Genomic DNA, 18272 nt, shown 5'->3' on the forward strand with positions numbered 1-18272 from the left:
GTTTGTAGGATCATGCGAGATCCGTCGCTATCCTCTGTAGGAATTTTCGTAGACAGTCGTAATGGCCAATCAGTATCGTCCGAGGGTTTTCAGCCCTTGGCGATCTTATGGACACGGAAAAGAGCAACAGCGATTGGACTGACATTGAGATTCAGGCTGCGGTAGACGCCTATCTCAGCATGTTGTCCCGCGAGCAGAGTGGTCAGAAAGTCGTTAAGACTGAGGAGAACCGCATCTTGCGTGAGGGAGCCTTAGCCGGTCGGACCAAAGGGTCGGTTGAGTTTCGGATGCAGAACATCTCTACGATCATGGCCGAGTTGGGTCGAGAGCCTATCAAGGGTTACAAACCCGCCAAGAATGTCGGCGCGAATGTTGCGCGAAGCATCCGAGAAGCGCTCAACGCTCCAAGTACTGTGACGCCTGAGGATTTTGTCGCGACGGCGGATGAAGAAACACTGGAGCAACGAGCTGCCAAACTTGAGAAGCAACCGATTAAAGACGTGCCAAAGGGGATTGAGCACCCCGAGCAAACTCAGTCCAGCGGCAAATCTTTTGTTCGCGACCCCTCGGTGAGAGCTTGGGTTCGCCAACAAGCTAACGGTAGATGCGAAGGCTGTGGCGAGCCCGCTCCGTTTGAAAAGGATGGCGAGCCGTTTCTTGAAGTCCATCACGTTAAGCATTTGGCGCAGGAGGGTTCGGATCGTCCGAGCAATGCTGTGGCGCTGTGCCCGAACTGTCACCGTCGTTGTCACCATTCAAGCGACCGGGATGAGTTCACAGCTTCACTGTTTCAGAAAGTGGAGCGGTTGAAGTTTGAGTGATTGAGCTTGGAAAACTTCATCGCCAGATGCGCACGAAAACGGCGAGCCGTAAGGATTGCGCTGCCCTCCCGATAAAAAGAGAAACCGCTTAGAGTCATCCAGGATTCGTCCTACAGCCACGATTAGCCATGTTCGTTAACGTCGCGCAGCCCCTTTCCGGGGCTGCCGATGGATGAACGAAAGGATGATCAGTGGCTGGCAACAAGGACATTCCGCGGATTAAGAATCCACCCTCCGGTGATGGGCATCACGTCACCTCCCGCTACATGACTGCCACCGAATTGGCCGAGCGGGACGCCAGACAAAAAGCCTACGAGGCCATGCTGGCCAGGCAAGACGCCTTCGAACGCAGCCGGCAGGTCATAGCGGAAAAGCAAAGACCCGCTCAAGCCGGATGTGTCTTCGCCAAGTCCTGCAAGCTGCCGGACGCCGTCATCGATTACTCGAATCCTTCGGGTGTTGTGCCGACAGACAGCCTCAAGAATTACGGCGAAATTGCCTGGCTCGGCGCTCGTGATGTAGACGATGCCGGGCTGCTGAATCTCGAAAGCATCAGCGGCAGTACCGTCGCACTCGGCATCGGTCGACTGGCACTTAGAGCCCCGGCTCTCGCTGTACCTTTATTGGCACTTGAGGCTGCCTCTGCCGCCACATTGGCCGGTGTCGTCGCGTTGTTCTGGACGCCGAGCCTAGGTGATAGCGCGCTCTATACCGAAGAACAACTGCGCGCCCTGAAACAGGCCAGAACCCGCGTTCGTTTGCAGGTCGAGCAACAGGCCGATGGCAGTCTCAAGGGCTACGGCTTTTACACCGGCAAAAATCGCGATTGGGAAATGGTCGATGTCGTGCAGTTCACATTGCGCGGCAGTCAGCAGGTTGCGGATCTCGGGGAAGGTGTTGAACTGATCTGGACGCCGGCCGTGGATGGCTCGGACATCCTCGGGATTCCTGCACTGGAGGCTGCACCGCAAGCACCGCATATCTGGGTGTATCCGCCGACACCGGCGGCGGCCGGCATTATTGTGAATCCGGTGTATCCGCCGGAGTACAAGGATTTCATTCTGGTGTTCCCGGCAGGATCGGGAGTAAGACCGGTTTATATTGTGGTGAGTGCTAGGGGCAAAGGCACAGCCGAAGCGGGCCACACCTATCACCCAGCCCCCGAAACCGCAGACATCACTGCATTTCCTGGATTGAGAAGAACAAAGAAGAAAACGCCATACGCGGGAGGACTTCGGGATCGCTGGACGGATGCGAAGGGTAGAACAATTTACGAGTGGGATTTTTTACATGGTGAACTTGAAGCTTATCGTTCAAGTGATGGCAGCCACTTAGGTTCTTTCGACTATGAGACTGGCGAACAGCTGGACCCACCGAAGAAAAATCGAAGCATCAAAAAATATTTATGAGGACGTTATGGGACTGAAAATCAGGCTGGAATGGTATGACAAACAAACTGAGATGGGCGAAGGGGAAGAATTGTCGAAAGACTTTGGCGACGATGGCTCTGTTATCGAAGCGCTAGGCATGCCCATTGAAAACAATGTGAACAATGGCGGTTTCAATGTACCTCCCGACTGGGTCAGCACTCTCCAGCCCCATTTCCGCCATCGCATACAGTTGCTTTCTTATGACTACCAAGTAGCGTTCGTCTATCGAGACAAGTGGTAATCGAAGTGATAGGTGGGTTGAAAGATCCCCCCTCGACCAGACTCCTGATCGGGGTTTGTTTACTCGTTTCTTCACTTAGTACGAAACGCGACTCGTCAGCTCGTGCTTGCGGGATCCCGGACTGCTACGAAGACCAACGCGGGCAAGCGCTCTCGGCCACAAGGAAATCTGCGGCAGACTCGCTCCCACAGGTTTGGTGTATTGCCGCTGTTGCCGGATTATTCAAAACAGTCGCTGTCGTCATTAAAGCGACTAGGAAAAATTAACCGTGTCGCTCATATGGCCTAGAAAACTTCATCGGCACATGTGCACGAAGACGGCGAGCCGTAAGGATTGTGCTGCCCTCCCGATGAAAAGCGAAAACGCTTAGAGTCATACAGGATTCGTCCTACAGCCACGATCTGCCACGTTCGTTAACGTCGCGCAGCCCCTTTTCCGGGGCTGCCGATGGATGAACGAAAGGAAGATCAGTGGCAGGCAACAAGGACATTCCGCGGATTAATAATCCGCCCTCCGGTGATGGGCATCACGTCACCTCCCGCTACATGACTGCCACCGAATTGGCCGAGCGGGACGCCAGACAAAAGGCGTACGAGGCCATGCTGGCAAGGCAAGAAGCTTTCGAACGTAGCCGTCAGGTCATCGCAGAAAAGCAAAGGCCCACTCAAGCCGGATGTGTCTTCGCCAAGTCCTGCAAGCTGCCGGACGCCATCATTGATTACTCGAATCCCTCAGGGATAGTGCCGACCGATAGCCTGAAAGACTACGGTGACGTGATTCTGCTGGGTGCTCGCGAAGCGAATGAATCAGGCGCAGTACCACTGAAGAAGATCAGTGGCACTGCGATCCCCGTCGGTTTTGGCTCCCTCGCCTTGGCCGGTTCGGCATTCGCCGCTGCTCCCGTGGTCGCTGCGAGCGCCGTAACAGCAACGCTGGTTGGCCTTGTTGCGCTGGTCACACAATCAAGTCTGGGCGACAGCTCGCTTTACACCGAAGACCAACTCCGTTCGCTCAAACAGGCCCGTACCCGCGTTCGCCTGCGAGTCGAGCAACAGACTGACGGCAGCCTCAAGGGATACGGCTTCTACACTGGCAAAAATCGCGATTGGGAAATGGTTGATGTCGTTCAGTTCACCTTGCGTGGCCGCCAGCAGGTGGCTGACCTGGGTGACGACATTGAACTGATCTGGACACCGGCTGTGGAGGGTTCCGGCATCCTGGGCATTCCGGCGCTGGAAGCCGCCCCGCAAGCACCGCATATCTGGGTTTACCCGCCGACGAAAGCGGCTGACGGCATCATCGTGAAACCGGTGTATCCGCCGGAGTACAAGGATTTCATTCTGGTGTTTCCCGTGGAGTCGGGGGTAAGGCCGGTCTATGTCGTTGTCAGTATTTCTCATCATTACTACCCAAAGCCACATACATTGCCGGCCTTCCCGGATGCAAAATGGGCCCCAGGCAAAACCCGCATGAAGGGCGGGGGCCTACGTCCTCGTTGGAAGGATAAAAAAGGCACGATTTACGAATGGGACTTCCAGCACGGCGCAGTGGAGAAATACAACAAACGCGGAAAACACTTGGGCGAGTTTGATCACGCATCAGGCAATCAGACAAAGCCTGCAGAGCCAACGAGGACGGTAGAGCCATGAAGCACACGGTGATGGGTATCTATGAGGGAGACGACTTTGCTTCTTATGAGAACGTGCTTCCGATCAAAAGCGAGGAGCTCGCGATATTGATGGGCTGGAAGGATCAAGAGGACTATGTGTATGACTACCAATTGACGAAGGATCAAATTACAGCCATTGAACAAGCCTGCTCGGTTTCGTTTCCATCCGATCTCATTCTTTTTTTAACCACCAGTCAAAATTGACGTGTGATGGGTTAACGGTGTTTTGAAAACAGTCAGTGCAACCCGCCCCGGCTCCCGCTATTAATACCCTTCTCACCCAAGGACCCGAGCCCACTATGAATTCGACCTCGCCTACTGCCTCAGCCTCGACGACAAACTGTCGATCTATGACGTGCGCGATCTGAATTTCGACGAAACCATGGACTTCGACTCCGCCAAAGAACACTTCCAGTGCCCCAACGATGCCTGCCGCTCGGCATTCGATGCTGCGAATGTGCTGACAACCTTCAACGCCAAAAACGTGAATTACGTCCGCACCCCGCACTTCAAGAACATGCCCAGCACCCGGCACTTGGCGGATTGTCCTTATGTCAGTCTCAAGCCCTCGGCGTCTGGTATGGACGCGGACGGTGCGGAAACGGATGACAGTCGCGAGGAACATTTCCCGTCAGAATTGTTACTGACCCGGCGTCAGTATGTTCGTCAGCCGTCGAACCCAGCGGGCGCGGCGGATGAAGTTCGAGACATCCCGAAAACCGTTTCGCCGGACAATCCCTCAGAGCACCCTCCCCGCGATACGGCACCGGACAAGACCAGTGTCTTCGCCCACCCGGTGGAGTGCTTTGTGTCGAACTTCGAGGACAAGGAGCTGCTCAAGCGCATGCCGCTGAAGATTGGCGAGCACACGGCGCCGTACGGTTCTTTCTTCAAAAAAATCGAGTATCTGCAGGACAACAAGGGGCTGATTTACTGGGGCAAGATCAAGGAGATCAAGGATTACACCCAGAGCTTTCGCATCGATTTCGAGCATAAGGTCTGGTTCAAGCAGGCGGATGAGGCGAAGAAAAAGCCTTATTCGGTGAATGTTTACTTGAGCAAGAAGCTGATCGACAACTACCGCAAGCGCAAAGCGTTTCTGGAAGAGATCAAGCACGCCATCGAGAGCGGGAAGGATTTGTATTGCTTCTTTTATGGCGTAACGCCGGAGTTGAAGCAGGTGCCGAGCAAGAAAAACCCCGAGCAGACGTTCGGGGTGTTGAGTGCGAATATTGAGAACCTGGATCACTTCATTGTTCGGGAAGCGCCGGGGTTGGCCGATAAGTAACAGCGCTCAGTTCAGAGACATGCTGAGCATCACCAACACCAGCAAACCCACGTATACCCTCGCATGGATTCGATCCGGTATCCGCCCAATCCAGGGTGTGGCCAATCGAATTCCCACCAACGATCCCATCGTCAACACTCCAAACGCCAGCAGATCCACATAGCCGATAAACCACGGTCCCAGATCAAACTCAGCAAACCCCGCCATCGCCATATAAGTAACCGTCCCGGCCACCGCGACCGGCAAGCTCAACGGATTAGCCATGGATGTCGCCTGACTCATGCTCAACCCACAGCGCCGCAATAACGGCACGGTCATGACGCTGCCGCCCACGCCGAGAAACGTCGCGATAGCGCCAATGCCTACGCCGCCGCCAGACACTTGCGCCCTCCCCAATCGCCGTGGGATTTCGTTATGGGCGCGTGTAAGAAATCCCCGTCTCACCAGACAATCCACAATGGTTACGCCCAGGTACGCGATGAATGCATAGCGAATCACCTCGCCACTGACCCACACCGCAGCGACCGCTCCAACCACCGCGCCCAAACCAATGAACCCGCCTAATGGCCACAGGTAATGGCGAATGAGATTGCCGGCGCGGTGATGTTTGCCGGTGGCGACCAGCGCGTTGACGATCATCACGCAGGTCGACGTCGCAACGGCGATGTGCATTGCCGATCGGCCGATGAGGTCGTCGGCGCCATGGCTGACGGTGAGCAGGCGGTAGAGCAATGGCACGACGAGGAAGCCGCCGCCGAAGCCGAACAGCACCGCTGTGATGCCGGTCATGCAGCCGAAGAGTGTCAGCAGGAGATAGAACATGGCGGGTCGTCCGTTGGATAGGAGTGGTCGAAGATAGAGCGATGCGCCTTGGCCTGCTTCAGCAAGTCAGCCAATAATGTTCGCGTTTACGCCAACCGATGGAAGCCGCCCCGTGCGCAATGTTTCGATTGATCTGCTGGATGACACGCCTCGCAAAGTGGTGGCGATCGGGACGGATTATTCCCACGGTCATTTATTGCCTCGTCATAAACACCGGCGGGCGCAGTTGTTGTATGGCGCCACCGGGGTGATGCAGGTCAGCACGCATGACGGCAATTGGGTGGTGCCGCCTCAGCGGGCGGTGTGGATTCCGCCGGGGATGGCGCATGAGGTGCTGATGCTTGGGGTGAGTACGCGCAGCGTGTATATCGAACCGGCGGCGGTTGATCTGGGGGCTCGTTGCCAAGTGATCAGTGTGTCGCCGTTGATGCGGCATTTGTTGATGGAGGCGGTGGAGATCCCGCTGTTGTACGACGAGGCCGGGCGCGACGTTGCACTGATCGACTTGCTGCTACACGAACTGATGCGCAGCACTCACCTGCCGTTGCATATTCCGTTGCCTGTCGATGCGCGGTTGCTGGGGTTGTGTCAGGCGTTTCTGCGGCAGCCGAATGCTCACCAGTCGCCGCAGCAATGGGCCGATCAATTGCACATCAGCCTGCGGACGTTTAACCGGTTGTTTCGACAACAGACCGACCTGAGCTTCAGTCAATGGCGGCAGCGTGCCTGCGTGGTGCTGGCCCTGGCGCGGTTGGCGTCGGGCACTGCGGTAACGCGCATCGCGCTGGATTTCGGTTATGACAGCCCAGCGGCGTTCTCGACTATGTTTCGTCGTGTACTGGGGCAGCCACCGTCCGTCTGGATGGAAGCCGCGAAATAGCAAAAATCGAAAAATGAGTTTGATCCGGGCGCAAAACAACTGTACAAAAACACAGTACATTTTGAATCAGCACTCTCGAGCCCGGAGAACACCATGGCCTCTCATGCGATGAAAATCACCCTGGAACGTATCGCCCTCTTCCAATTCACCCCGGCCCACTGCGCCCAGGCCCGAGCGATGCTGGGTTGGAGTGTGGATGAGCTGGCTCGAGAATCCGCGGTTTCGGTAGAGGCCATCGAGCGGTTTGAGGCCAGGCGCGATGTGCTGGATGTCACTCGGCTGGCGTTGGCGTATTGCTTTGAAGCGCAGGGGTTGGTGTTTTTCCCGGGGTTCGCGCCGGGGCGCGGGATGAATGTGAAAGGGACTACGCCGAACCCGGTCGGGCGGGCGGATTATGCGATGGTTGAGTGAGGTGTCAGCGGATGATTGAAGTCGATGGAAGTGACAATCGCATTTATGAGGCGCTCGGTGATCCCGATGCGGGCGAGATGCGGGCCAAGTCTGAGTACGTTATGAAGATCGGGATACTGCTGGAAACCGGTCGGTTGGCCAAGCGTGAGGCGGCGCAAAAGCTCGGACTGTCTGAGGAGGAGTTGAATGACATGCTCCTTGGGAAATTTCGCGATTTCACCGTGGCAAAGATCTCGGAATATCTGAACCCGCTACTCGATGCGCGGAGCTAGTCTGGAGGTGGAACCCGGGCCGCTTCCTTCGGCCCGGCATTCAATCATCACGCGTTCTGCGCGATGACCTGATCGCGTTCACTTTCCGTCCCGAACCACCACGCACTCCCGCGTTGCGGATACATCACGTTGAACGCCTCGCCCATTTGCGGCGTGGTGATCGACACATTGCGCTCCCAGGCCAACGCCAGGATGCGGTCGAAGGGCTCGAACCAGGCGTGCATCGACAAGTCGAAAGTGCCGTTGTGAATGGGCAGTAACCAACGCCCTTTGAGGTCGATGTGCGCTTGCAGGGTTTGCTCGGGTTGCATGTGCACGTGCGGCCACTCGACGTTGTAGGCGCCGGTTTCCATCAGCGTCAGGTCGAACGGGCCGTGCTGTTCGCCGATACGTTTGAAACCGTCGAAATAGCCACTGTCGCCGCTGAAGAAGATCCGCGTGTCGCCGTCGATCATCACCCATGAGGCCCAGAGCGTGCTGTTGCCGTCGAACAAACCGCGCCCCGAAAAGTGTTGTGACGGGGTGGCGATGAACCGGATGCCGTCCACCTCGGTGCCCTGCCACCAATCGAGTTGGCGCACTTTGCTGGCATCGACACCCCACTTGATCAGCGTGTCGCCGACCCCCAGCGGAGTGAGGAAGTAGTTGGCCTTGTCCGCCAGTTTGAGCACCGCGTAATAATCGAGGTGGTCGTAGTGATCGTGGGACAGGATCACCGCTTCAATCGGTGGCAATTCGTCCAGGCTGATCGGCGGCTGGTGGAAGCGCTTTGGGCCGGCCCATTGCACCGGTGAAGCACGCTCGGCGAAGACCGGGTCGGTGATCCAGAATTTGTCCCGCAGTTCCAGCAGTACGGTGGAGTGGCCGAGGCGGTAGACGCTGTGGTTGGGTGCTGCAATCAATGCCGCCTGAGTCAGGGTTTGCACCGGCACCGGGGTTGCCGGGCGGGTGTTGCGCGGTTTGCGGAAGATCATGTTCCACATGATGCGTAGCGTTTTGCGAACACCTTCGCGTTGCACGGGGGCATGGTTTCGAAAGAGCCCTTCTGCCTGACGGGAAGCTTCAGGCGTAGGGGCGTTATCCGCTGGGGAAGTTGAAGTGGCCATGACTGAGTGACTCCAGAAAAACCGCAAGAGGGCAGTTCTTCACCGTGGGACGATAAATGGCCAAAGCACGCACGCATCAGCCGGAGATCTATTTTTCGCTGGCCATGATTAACCAAACATTACACTGCACAGTGTAGTTTCTAGGTTGCATCAAAGCGGATGGCAAGTAAACTACCAAGTGTAATTTTCCTCTGCCTCCTGCCGAAGCGAACTTATGACAGCTCCACAGCGCCTCACCGACCGAAAACGCGCAGCCATTATCCAAGCGGCGATTGTCGAATTCCGTGCCAACGGTTTCGACATCACCAGCATGGACAAGATTGCCGCCACTGCCGGCGTGTCGAAGCGCACGGTGTACAACCACTTCCCGAGCAAAGAAGAGTTGTTTGCCGAAATCCTCAATCAGTTATGGACGCGAGTACTGTCAGGACAGGAAACGGCCTATCGCCCTGACCTGCCCTTGCGCGATCAGATGCGCGTGATGCTGCAGGCAAAAATGCAGATGCTCGGCGATGACAATTTTCTCGACCTGGCGCGGGTGGCCATTGCCGCCACGATTCATTCCCCGGAACGTGCGCAGAACATGGTCGCCAGAATGGGCGAGCGTGAAGAAGACCTGACCGTGTGGATTCGCACAGCGCAGGCCGATGGACGATTGAAACCGGTCGACCCCGCGTTTGCTGCACAACAGATTCAGGGAATGCTCAAGTCCTTTGCGTTCTGGCCGCAGATTTCCATGGGGTTGCCGGGCCTGTCACCCGAGAGGCAGACCACCGTGGTGGAGTCGGCACTGGACATGTTCCTGGCCTGTTATCAGGTCTGCGAAAAATGACACGGTCCTGCCCTTCCCCTGCATGGCGCGGCGCTAAATAAAACTGCGCAATGTGTTTCAGAATGAAAATGACGCGGGGGCTATAGTGATCGTCAGTCCCCGCGCCATGCAGAGAGCATCATGACCACCCCAAACACTGACAAAAAACCCGTCGTCGATCATTTACGCTTCCATCGCGCTCACGCCCACCTCGCGCCCACCTTCGGCAACGACAAATTTGCCCTGCGCGCCGAAGCGTTCGCGCGGTTCTTTGGCACGCCGACTTTTCTCGGGGCGCAGACGCTGATCGTGGCGGTGTGGATATGCCTCAATATCTTTGGCGTGACCCATTTCGACGTCTACCCGTTCATCCTGCTCAACCTGGCATTCAGCCTGCAGGCTGCCTACGCCGCGCCGCTGATTCTGCTGGCCCAGACCCGTCAGGCGGCGCGGGACAAAGCGCAATCCGATGCCGATGCGCAACACCGTGAGGCCATCGCCGTGGCCAACAGCGAACGTCAGGCCGAAGCCGCAAAAAACAACGCGCAATTGTTGGAATTGCTCGAACAAAACACCCGGCTCACCGAGATGACCAAGACCCTCACCGAACGCATTGAAAACCTGACCTCGGAGATGCATCAGCACTTCGTGCGCAAAGAACCGCCCAAGGCTTAACGCGCTCAAGGCAATCGCAGCGCCCGCCCCAACTCATCAAACAGCGTCACCACCGAGCGCAATGCTCGGCAGTCCGGGCGGGTCAGCAACCAGAGCGCGGTGTCGTAACCGTGCAGAGGTGCGGTCAATGGCCGCAACGTGTCGCCGATCAAAAAATCCGGCAAAGCCGCAACCCCTAACCCGCACCGTACCAACTCGGTCACCGACAACATGCTGTTGCAGCGATAAGCCGGTGTGACACCGGGCAAGTGCTGACGCCGCCAGGCGACGGTGGGATGGTCGGGCAGGAAATCGTCGGGCGCAATCCAGGTCAGAGAAGCCAGGTCTTCAGGGTCGACCGACTTTAGATACCGCTCACTGGCACACACCCGGTAGGAAATATCTGCCAAACGTCGACCGACCAAATGCTCGGGCGGTGTACGCGTCAAGCGCAAAGCGATGTCTGCATCGCGACGGCTGAGGTTGGCGAAGTCGTTGGAGGTGCTCAACTCAATGCTCAACGCCGGGTAGGACGGCATGAATTGCGCCAGCGCCGGCAGCAACAAACCTTGCAGGACCGAATCGGTACAGGTCAGGCGCACGGTGCCGCTGATGACTTCCCCGCCCTGCTCCACACCAATTCGCGCCGCGTCCAACGCTTGTTCTGCGCGCTCGGCCTGCTCGGCCAGGGTTTGCGCGAGTGTGGTGGGCAGATACCCGGCACGGCTCTTTTCGAACAATTGTTGCCCCAATGCCGCTTCCAGTCGGCGGACGGCGCGAAACACCGTAGAAACGTCGACTTTCAACAAGCTCGATGCCCGGGCCAGAGAGCCGCCGCGCACCAGGGCGAGGATCAGGGCGAGGTCGGGATAGTCCAGCCGATAGTGCGTCGCTGCATTGATCACTTGGGATAACGCCAATATTGAGTGCGTGAACGCCAATCTATAGTGGGTGCCAGGAATCAACAAGCGTCGAGAGCCCTCGTGGAAACCCTCTTAATCCGCGTCGCCCTGATCGGTGACTACGACCCTCAAGTCACCGCCCACCAAGCCATACCCGTCGCCCTCGGCATGGTCGCCGAGCAGTTGAAGCTGAACGTGCAATTCCACTGGCTGGCCACCGACCAGATCAACCCCGACACACCGCTGCATGAGTTCGACGGCTTCTGGTGCGTGCCCGCCAGCCCTTACCGCAACATGGACGGCGCGTTACAGGCGATCCGGTTTGCCCGGGAGCAACAGCGACCGTTCCTCGGGACTTGCGGCGGGTTTCAACATGCCGTTTTGGAGTACGCCCGCCATGTGTTGGGTTGGGAAGATGCCGAACATGGCGAAACACATCCTGATGCCGCGCGGGCGCTTTTGACGCCGCTGACCTGTTCGCTGGTGGAAGCACAGGACAGCATTCAGTTGGTTGAAGGTTCGTTGATCGCCAACGCGTATGAAACGGCTGAAGTACGCGAAGGCTATCGCTGCCGCTTCGGTGTGAATCCTGTGTTCGAACGTGAACTCTTGATCCAGCAGCTTCACGCCGCTGGCCATGATTCCCAGGGGGATTTGCGGGCGGTTGAGCTCTTCGGTCATCCGTTTTTTGTCGCCACGCTGTTCCAGCCGGAACGTGCGGCGCTCAAAGGTACGATACCGCCGCTGGTCCGTGCCTTCATCGAGGCTTGCATGAGGCAGCAATCATGACGGCGCCTTACTACGCGGTCATTTTCACGTCTGTGCGCACCGAAGGCGATCAGGGATACGCCGAGGCCGCTGAGCGCATGCTGGAGCTCGTCCGTGAGCAACCGGGGTTTCTCGGTGTGGAATCGGCCCGGGGCGAAGACGGGCTCGGGATTACCGTTTCGTATTGGGCCAGTGAAGCGGCGATTCTGGCGTGGAAACATCATCCCGAGCACAGTGAGATTCGTGAGCGTGGGCGTTCGACATGGTATGCGGCGTGTCAGACGCGGGTGTGCAGGGTTGAGCGGGATTATCGGTTTCAGCTCTGAAAATTGCGGTGTCCTTTCGGCCGCCATCGCAGGCAAGCCAGCTCCCACAGGGGTTCTGCGTCGTACACAAAACCCCTGTGGGAGCGGGCTTGCCCGCGAAGAGGCCAGCCAAAGCACCGCAAATCTCAACCCCGCACAAGACTCCTGACCGCCACAATCTCCGGCACTTCCCGCCGCTGCATATACACCCGCAGCGGCTCGGTGATGTTGATCCGGTCATCAATATTCTGATCCAGCAACACCTGAATCAGCTCACGCTTAAGTGTCATGACCGGCCCCGGCGCCGGCGCCCAGACAAACTCGCTGACCGGAATAATGCCGTCATCGGCCACGTCCATGCCGAACGCGTCTTCGCTGAATCGAACGATGTAATGGCCAGACTTGCGATTGAGGCCGACGAAGCCGTTGAGTTGCTCGGCGGCCTGGCAGATGAGCTCGGAAGTGATGCGCATATAAACCTCACAAAAGGTCGTTAACGACCGGTGATCGATGGTTTACACGCAAGGAAAACAACACGGTTTTCCCTCTGCCGGGGAAATTGCCGTGGCCAAGAGTACTGCAAAGCAGCGCACACCGGCGCTGAAAAAATGGGCTTTCAACACGTTTATGTCGGTCTGGCGATAGCGCGAGGGGCGCTCAGTTGTTAAAAGAAACGTCTTTGAAAATATCTCTGCGAAAGGATCTCGACATGCCGGTTACCTTCACCAAAAGCGCCCTGCTGCTGAGCCTGATGCTCGGCCTCGGCCAGGCACAGGCCGCCAACGAACCCAGCCCGACCGCGCTGGCCAGCCGTTTGGGCATTCCGCACCCGGCGGTGATCGCCCACCGTGGCGCGTCGTTCGATGCACCCGAGTCCACCGCTGCCGCCTATAAACTGGCCCGCGACCTGGGTGCCGATTACCTGGAAATGGACCTGCAACGCAGCAAGGACGGCGTACTGTTTGCCCTGCACGACAACACCCTGCAGCGCACCACCGACGTCGCCACCCGGTTCCCAGATCGCAAGGACAGCCCGGCCAACGCGTTCACCATGGCCGAGCTGAAAACCCTCGACGCCGGCAGTTGGTTCAACACCGCTTACCCGGATCGCGCGCGTCCGTCCTACGTCGGGCTGAAAATTCTGACCCTGGACGAGATCATCGACATCGCCCAAGGCAACCCACTGCACAAGCCAGGCTTGTACATCGAGACCAAGGAGCCGAAGCAATTCCCCGGCATCGAGCGCGACCTGAAGGACAAGTTGCAGGACCGTGGCTGGCTGAGCCCGGCCGGTTCGAAACTGGCGAAAAGTGATCTGGCGGTCGGCCAGGGCAAAGGCAAGGTGGTGCTGCAAACCTTCGAGAAGAGCAGCCTTGAACTGCTGCAAAAAGAGATGCCGAAAGTGCCGAAGATCCTGCTGTTGTGGGTCGGCGAAGGCAGCATCGAGCCGAAATCCAAGGTGACGTTCGCCGACTCCGGCGACAAGGACAAAGCCACTTACTACGCCAGACAGGAACCGAAAGACAAAGCCGAATTCCAGCAATGGATCGAGTACGCCAAGGCCCAGGGCGCCATCGGCACCGGGCCTTCCGCTGCGCTGACTCAGGGTGGAGACCAGAGCTACTCGGACCTGGTGCAGCCGTGGATGAACCAGTTCACCCACGATCAAGGTATGTTGGTGCACGTGTACACCCTTGATGATGCGGTGGATTACCAGAAGGTGACAGACGCCGGGGTGGACGGGATCTTTACTAACCGCGCCAGTGAGTTGTTGAAATTTTACAAGCGGCCGGCGGCGGGGACGGTTGCGCAGTTGCTGCAGAATAATGGGTATTGATTCGGGACCGAGGTGCGGCTTTCTGAAATTAAGGATGAATTAAGTAGCCATCGCTAATCTGGCCCCACTTAAACGGAACAAACCAAGGAAAGAACTTCATGAAAACGTTGACTGCCCTGTTCACCGCCGCCGCCCTGACTTTCACTGCTGGCCTGGCCCAGGCTGACGTTCGCCCGGATCTGATCCCGGGACTACTCAAGGATGGCAGCATCATGGACATGCAAAAGCTCAATCAGGCCGCTCTCGCTGAGCATCCAGGCAGTACCGCCGCAAACATCACGGACACTGAACTTGAGCACACCGCCGCTGGCGCTTACGTCTATCAGGTTGAGCTACGCGATGCCAAAGGCGTCAAGTGGGAAGTCGATGTCGATGCCGCCACCGGCAAAGTCCTGAGCAACAAACAGGACAAGTAAACCCACTTGAAAGCCGCACGATTTTGCCGAATCGTGCGGCTTTTTTGTGTCCCGAATTCAGCGCGAGCCAACACGCCGCCGGCCCGCTAGAATCGGTCCACGGTATTCACGCAGGGATTGATCGATATGGGGCAAACAGCGGCAGCAGACATCGCCACGATCGGTCGGATCAGCGCGGTGCCGGCGATCCTTCAAGTGATTCACGAGCTGACGGGCCTGCGTTTCTGCGCGGTGGCGCGTGTGACGGAAAATTCCTGGATCGCTTGCGCCGTGCTTGACCGACTGAACTTCGGTTTACAGGTCGGCGGTGAGCTGGACGTGGTCTCGACACTGTGCCACGAAATTCGCCAGGCTCATCAGTCGGTGGTGATCGACAAGGCCAGTGAAGACCCGCTCTACCACAATCACCACACGCCTCGTCTTTATCAGTTCGAAAGCTACATCTCGGTGCCGGTCTTCCGCACCGACGGGCGCTTTTTCGGCACCCTCTGCGCGCTTGACCCCAACCCTGCGCCGCTCAAATCCAGCACGATCCAGAGCACCATGGAATCCTTTGCCCGGATGCTCGCGCTGCAAATCGAAGCCGAAGAAAACCAGCAGCACACCGAAGCGGCGCTCAAGCAGGAACGTGAAACCTCGACGCTGCGCGAACAGTTCATCGCCGTGCTCGGCCATGATCTGCGCAACCCTCTGTTCGCCATCAGTGCCGGCGCCGAAATGCTCCTGCGCAAACTGCCTGAGCCGGCCAATCAGCAACGGGCCCGGCACATCCTCACCAGTGCCCGACGCGCCACCCGACTGGTCGATGACGTGCTGGACTTCGCTCGCGGCTCCTTTGGCCATGGCATTCCGGTGAACATCGAACCCTGCGCGGATCTGGATGCGGTTTTACGGCATGTAATTTCCGAGGTGCAGAGTGTTCACCCGGACCGGGTCATAACATCTTCCATCGGCGATGTGCGCAACGTCCCGTGCGACCGCGAACGCGTCGCCCAGCTGCTGTCGAATCTGGTGGCGAACGCGGTAACTCACGGCGATCCCCAAGGTCCGATCGAGGTCAATGCGCAGATCAAGGACGAACATTTCGTACTGAGCGTAAACAATCACGGGCTGATTGCCGAAGACGCATTGGCGTACCTGTTCCGCCCCTACTCGCGACCGGCCAGCGACACACCGCAGACTGGCCTCGGGTTGGGCTTGTACATTGCCAGTCAGATTGCCCAGTCCCACGGAGGAAAACTGGACGTGGTCTCGACCGCGCTACAGGGCACGACGTTTACATTCAGCCTGCCTGTACAGGCTTAAGCGCTGGTACTGACCAGCGAACCCGACGTACTAGAATCGGAATCCTGCAACGCCTGCAACAACGCCGCCGTCGCCGTCTGCAACGAACCCGACGTGGTCGCAATCTGTGACTGAGCGGCTGCCACATCAACCGCTTTCGCGTCGGCGTCTTCCTGTTTCGCCTGGACCGCTTGCAGTTGCTGCTGTTGTTCCTGCATCTGCTTTTGCAATTTGGCGATTTGCTCGCGCAAGGTTTTCACCGCTTCGGGTTCTTCACTGCTGCTGGAACTTCTGTCGCTCGACGCGGGGGCGCCACCGGCGGCCACTTTGGTGTCGTCGGAAGGCGTGGCGGTGACGGAGGTATCTGCGCCGGGATCGCTGATCGAGGTTTTGCTGGTGGAGGGGGTGAGAGTCTGGTTGATCGAGACAGAGGTGATGCTGACCATGGGATTTATCCACTGTGGGTTTTGGGTATCTCCCTCATCGACATGGTTTGACCACAATTGAGATCGGCTGAGTACCGACTCGGCAAGCGAGGCGGTACACAGCCATCGGCGTTACGCGCTCAAACGCGCCGTCACGTCATTCAACTGCGAGGACAACCCGTGCAGGTTGTGGCTCGCCGCTTCGGTGCGTTGCACGTTGTCCAGATTGGTACTGGCGATGCTGGTGATCTCGGTGAGGTTGCGCGAGATGTCCTCGGCGACCGAGGTTTGCTCTTCGGCAGCGGTGGCAATCTGGCGGTTCATGTCGCGAATCGCTTCGACGGCCTGGGTGATCCGCTCCAGCATCGCACCGGCCTCGGTCACTTGCTGGACGCTTTCTTCACTGCGTGACTGCCCGCTTTCAATCGCCTGCGCCGCGTCCACTGCGCCGGTTTGCACGGTCAGGATGATCTGGTTGATCTCAATGATCGAGGCCGCGGTGCGCTGGGCCAGGCTGCGCACTTCATCGGCGACCACCGCAAAACCGCGTCCGGCTTCACCGGCACGGGCCGCTTCGATGGCGGCGTTGAGCGCCAGCAGATTGGTCTGTTCGGCGATGCCGCGAATCACCTCCAGCACCTTGCCGATGCGGCCGCTGTCGGTTTCAAGCTGACGAATGACCGTGGCGGTGTTGGCGATTTCACCGCGCATCTGGGTGATGGTGTGGATGGTGCCCTGCATGACTTTTTCGCCCTGCTGCGCGGACTGATCCGCGTCGTCGGCAGCGCGCGCGGCGTCGGCGGCGTGACGGGCAACCTCTTGCGCGGTGGCCGACATTTCGTTCATCGCCGTGGCCACTTGATCGGTGCGGTTGAACTGTTCGTTGGTGCCACCGGCCATCAGCGTAGCGATGGAGTTCAGTTCGCCACTGGCACTGTCCAGATCCTTGGCGCTGCGCTGCAAATGGCTGAAGGTTTCGGCGAGGAAATCGCGCAGGGTATTGGCGGCGACCGCCAGTTTGCCCAGCTCATCCTGACGGGTGCTGGCCACGCGGTCGGAGAATTTGCCCTGGCTGAGTTGCGCGACGTATTCGATCAGTTTGCGAATCGGTTCGACCAGGTTGCGGTTGACCAGCCACAGGCTCAACAGCCCGATCAGCAAGCCCGAGGCAAGCATCACGATGATCCCGAGCAATATGGTGCGGTCGGCGTCGGCACTGATCAGCTTCGATTCCTCGGCGCCCTGCTTGCGCAGCTCAACGACCAGTTCGCTCATCTGATCACTGGCCGCACGGTCCACCCCTTTCACAGCGGTGTCGCCAGCAGTCGGGTCGGCACCGGCAGCGACGTAGGCATCACGACCCTTCTGGTAAGCGGCGCCGAGCATGCGGTGTTCATCACGCAGGCGTTCGATGCGGGTCTTGAGTTGCGGCTCCATGCCTTTCTGCCCGGCCAGTTCACCGAGGATGCTTTGCACATCGCGCTGGCGGTCTTCGAATTGCTTCCAGTGTTTGTCCAGGTCCGCCGGTTGCTTGCCGCGCAGCAGGACGTTTTTCCATTCCTGAACCTGCACCTTGAATTGCAGGTTGGCTTCATCGATCAACTGGGACGTGTGCAGCGGGCCATCGATCAGATTCGCGTAACTCTGAACACCGCTGGACAGGAAATGAAAGCAAGCCAGTGCGATCAGCAACATCGCCAGCAGGCTGCCGCTCAACAAGGCGAGGATTTGTGCTCTCAGGGATTTTTGCAGCATCGAGTGATACTCATGACAGGGGTGAGACACGCCGTGACAGGGCGTGAAAGGTGTCCGGACATCCCTGTCTGCGGCCTGGCTCGTGGCCAAAGGCGCGCACGTTAACGTTAGCGAGATCGGCGTGCCAGAGCCGTTCTTTAATCAAATCCGACCATCGGTATGGCCACTATTTAGC

22 protein-coding genes are annotated in these 18272 nt (G+C 58.1%); 16 read left to right on the plus strand and 6 right to left on the minus strand.

From position 1 onward, the window contains the following. Nucleotides 1-107 precede the first annotated feature (107 nt). The 6 genes from NL116_RS23390 (at nt 108) to NL116_RS23415 (ending at nt 5449) form a co-directional block, all read left to right on the plus strand. A complete protein-coding gene (locus tag NL116_RS23390) occupies nt 108-821 on the plus strand; it encodes an HNH endonuclease (RefSeq protein WP_494374225.1) in 714 nt (237 codons plus the stop codon). Between the two features lie 191 nt (nt 822-1012). After that, the gene (locus tag NL116_RS23395; RefSeq protein WP_494374226.1) at nt 1013-2230 is read left to right on the plus strand and encodes an S-type pyocin domain-containing protein; all 1218 of its coding nucleotides are present in this window, start codon (nt 1013-1015) and stop codon (nt 2228-2230) included. 7 nt (nt 2231-2237) lie between these two features. Beyond that, nucleotides 2238-2492 (plus strand): colicin E3-like toxin immunity protein, encoded by a 255-nt coding sequence (locus NL116_RS23400; RefSeq protein WP_494374227.1) that lies wholly within the window; start codon nt 2238-2240, stop codon nt 2490-2492. Nucleotides 2493-2962: 470 nt separating this feature from the next. Next, nucleotides 2963-4141 carry a colicin E3/pyocin S6 family cytotoxin gene (locus tag NL116_RS23405; protein WP_494374228.1) on the plus strand — a complete coding sequence of 393 codons (1179 nt, stop codon included), beginning with the start codon at nt 2963-2965 and terminating at the stop codon, nt 4139-4141. Further along, nucleotides 4138-4365, plus strand: coding sequence for a DUF7683 domain-containing protein (locus tag NL116_RS23410; protein ID WP_494374229.1), 228 nt, complete (start codon nt 4138-4140; stop codon nt 4363-4365). Before NL116_RS23405 ends, NL116_RS23410 begins: the two co-directional genes overlap by 4 nt. Before the next feature lie 151 nt (nt 4366-4516). Next, nucleotides 4517-5449, plus strand: a complete 933-nt coding sequence (locus tag NL116_RS23415; protein WP_494374230.1) for a hypothetical protein — start codon at nt 4517-4519, stop codon at nt 5447-5449. Between the two features lie 6 nt (nt 5450-5455). Here NL116_RS23415 and NL116_RS23420 read toward each other — a convergent pair whose 3' ends face one another. Further along, complete coding sequence (locus tag NL116_RS23420; protein ID WP_494374231.1) at nt 5456-6271, minus strand: sulfite exporter TauE/SafE family protein; 816 nt, start codon at nt 6269-6271, stop codon at nt 5456-5458. Nucleotides 6272-6383: 112 nt separating this feature from the next. Here NL116_RS23420 and NL116_RS23425 point away from each other — a divergent pair, with 112 nt between their 5' ends. From NL116_RS23425 to NL116_RS23435, 3 genes are all read left to right on the plus strand, one after another. Further along, a complete protein-coding gene (locus NL116_RS23425; RefSeq protein ID WP_494374232.1) occupies nt 6384-7151 on the plus strand; it encodes an AraC family transcriptional regulator in 768 nt (255 codons plus the stop codon). Between the two features lie 93 nt (nt 7152-7244). Continuing rightward, complete coding sequence (locus NL116_RS23430) at nt 7245-7562, plus strand: helix-turn-helix domain-containing protein (RefSeq protein WP_494374233.1); 318 nt, start codon at nt 7245-7247, stop codon at nt 7560-7562. A gap of 11 nt (nt 7563-7573) precedes the next feature. After that, nucleotides 7574-7834 carry an XRE family transcriptional regulator gene (locus NL116_RS23435; protein WP_494374234.1) on the plus strand — a complete coding sequence of 87 codons (261 nt, stop codon included), beginning with the start codon at nt 7574-7576 and terminating at the stop codon, nt 7832-7834. A 47-nt stretch (nt 7835-7881) separates the two neighbouring features. Here NL116_RS23435 and NL116_RS23440 read toward each other — a convergent pair whose 3' ends face one another. Next, on the minus strand, nt 7882-8940 hold the full coding sequence (locus tag NL116_RS23440; protein WP_494374235.1) for an MBL fold metallo-hydrolase: 1059 nt from the start codon (nt 8938-8940) through the stop codon (nt 7882-7884). A 214-nt stretch (nt 8941-9154) separates the two neighbouring features. Here NL116_RS23440 and NL116_RS23445 point away from each other — a divergent pair, with 214 nt between their 5' ends. Then, entirely contained in the window at nt 9155-9772 is a 618-nt protein-coding gene (locus NL116_RS23445; RefSeq protein WP_494374236.1) for a TetR/AcrR family transcriptional regulator, read from the plus strand. 120 nt (nt 9773-9892) lie between these two features. Continuing rightward, the gene (locus NL116_RS23450) at nt 9893-10426 is read left to right on the plus strand and encodes a DUF1003 domain-containing protein (protein ID WP_494374237.1); all 534 of its coding nucleotides are present in this window, start codon (nt 9893-9895) and stop codon (nt 10424-10426) included. A 5-nt stretch (nt 10427-10431) separates the two neighbouring features. On the opposite strand, the gene NL116_RS23455 is transcribed toward NL116_RS23450, so the two are convergent. Next, nucleotides 10432-11373 (minus strand): LysR family transcriptional regulator, encoded by a 942-nt coding sequence (locus NL116_RS23455; RefSeq protein WP_494374238.1) that lies wholly within the window; start codon nt 11371-11373, stop codon nt 10432-10434. Nucleotides 11374-11388: 15 nt separating this feature from the next. Here NL116_RS23455 and NL116_RS23460 point away from each other — a divergent pair, with 15 nt between their 5' ends. After that, entirely contained in the window at nt 11389-12096 is a 708-nt protein-coding gene (locus tag NL116_RS23460; RefSeq protein WP_494374239.1) for a CTP synthase C-terminal region-related (seleno)protein, read from the plus strand. Next, nucleotides 12093-12401 (plus strand): antibiotic biosynthesis monooxygenase family protein, encoded by a 309-nt coding sequence (locus NL116_RS23465; RefSeq protein WP_494374240.1) that lies wholly within the window; start codon nt 12093-12095, stop codon nt 12399-12401. Before NL116_RS23460 ends, NL116_RS23465 begins: the two co-directional genes overlap by 4 nt. A gap of 125 nt (nt 12402-12526) precedes the next feature. On the opposite strand, the gene NL116_RS23470 is transcribed toward NL116_RS23465, so the two are convergent. After that, nucleotides 12527-12853 carry a DUF2025 family protein gene (locus NL116_RS23470; RefSeq protein WP_494374241.1) on the minus strand — a complete coding sequence of 109 codons (327 nt, stop codon included), beginning with the start codon at nt 12851-12853 and terminating at the stop codon, nt 12527-12529. 236 nt (nt 12854-13089) lie between these two features. On the opposite strand from NL116_RS23470, the gene NL116_RS23475 reads away from it, so the two are divergent. The 3 genes from NL116_RS23475 (at nt 13090) to NL116_RS23485 (ending at nt 15938) form a co-directional block, all read left to right on the plus strand. Beyond that, nucleotides 13090-14217, plus strand: coding sequence for a glycerophosphodiester phosphodiesterase (locus NL116_RS23475; RefSeq protein WP_494374242.1), 1128 nt, complete (start codon nt 13090-13092; stop codon nt 14215-14217). A gap of 98 nt (nt 14218-14315) precedes the next feature. Further along, complete coding sequence (locus NL116_RS23480; protein WP_494374243.1) at nt 14316-14633, plus strand: PepSY domain-containing protein; 318 nt, start codon at nt 14316-14318, stop codon at nt 14631-14633. Nucleotides 14634-14759: 126 nt separating this feature from the next. Beyond that, nucleotides 14760-15938: a GAF domain-containing sensor histidine kinase gene (locus NL116_RS23485; protein WP_494374244.1), complete on the plus strand. Its 1179-nt coding sequence runs from the start codon at nt 14760-14762 to the stop codon at nt 15936-15938. On the opposite strand, the gene NL116_RS23490 is transcribed toward NL116_RS23485, so the two are convergent. After that, nucleotides 15935-16363: a hypothetical protein gene (locus NL116_RS23490; protein ID WP_494374245.1), complete on the minus strand. Its 429-nt coding sequence runs from the start codon at nt 16361-16363 to the stop codon at nt 15935-15937. The genes NL116_RS23485 and NL116_RS23490 overlap by 4 nt on opposite strands. 111 nt (nt 16364-16474) lie before the next feature. Continuing rightward, nucleotides 16475-18097, minus strand: a complete 1623-nt coding sequence (locus NL116_RS23495; protein WP_494374246.1) for a methyl-accepting chemotaxis protein — start codon at nt 18095-18097, stop codon at nt 16475-16477. Nucleotides 18098-18272 lie beyond the last annotated feature (175 nt).

It is taken from the genome of Pseudomonas sp. FBCC-B1667, assembly GCF_059133255.1.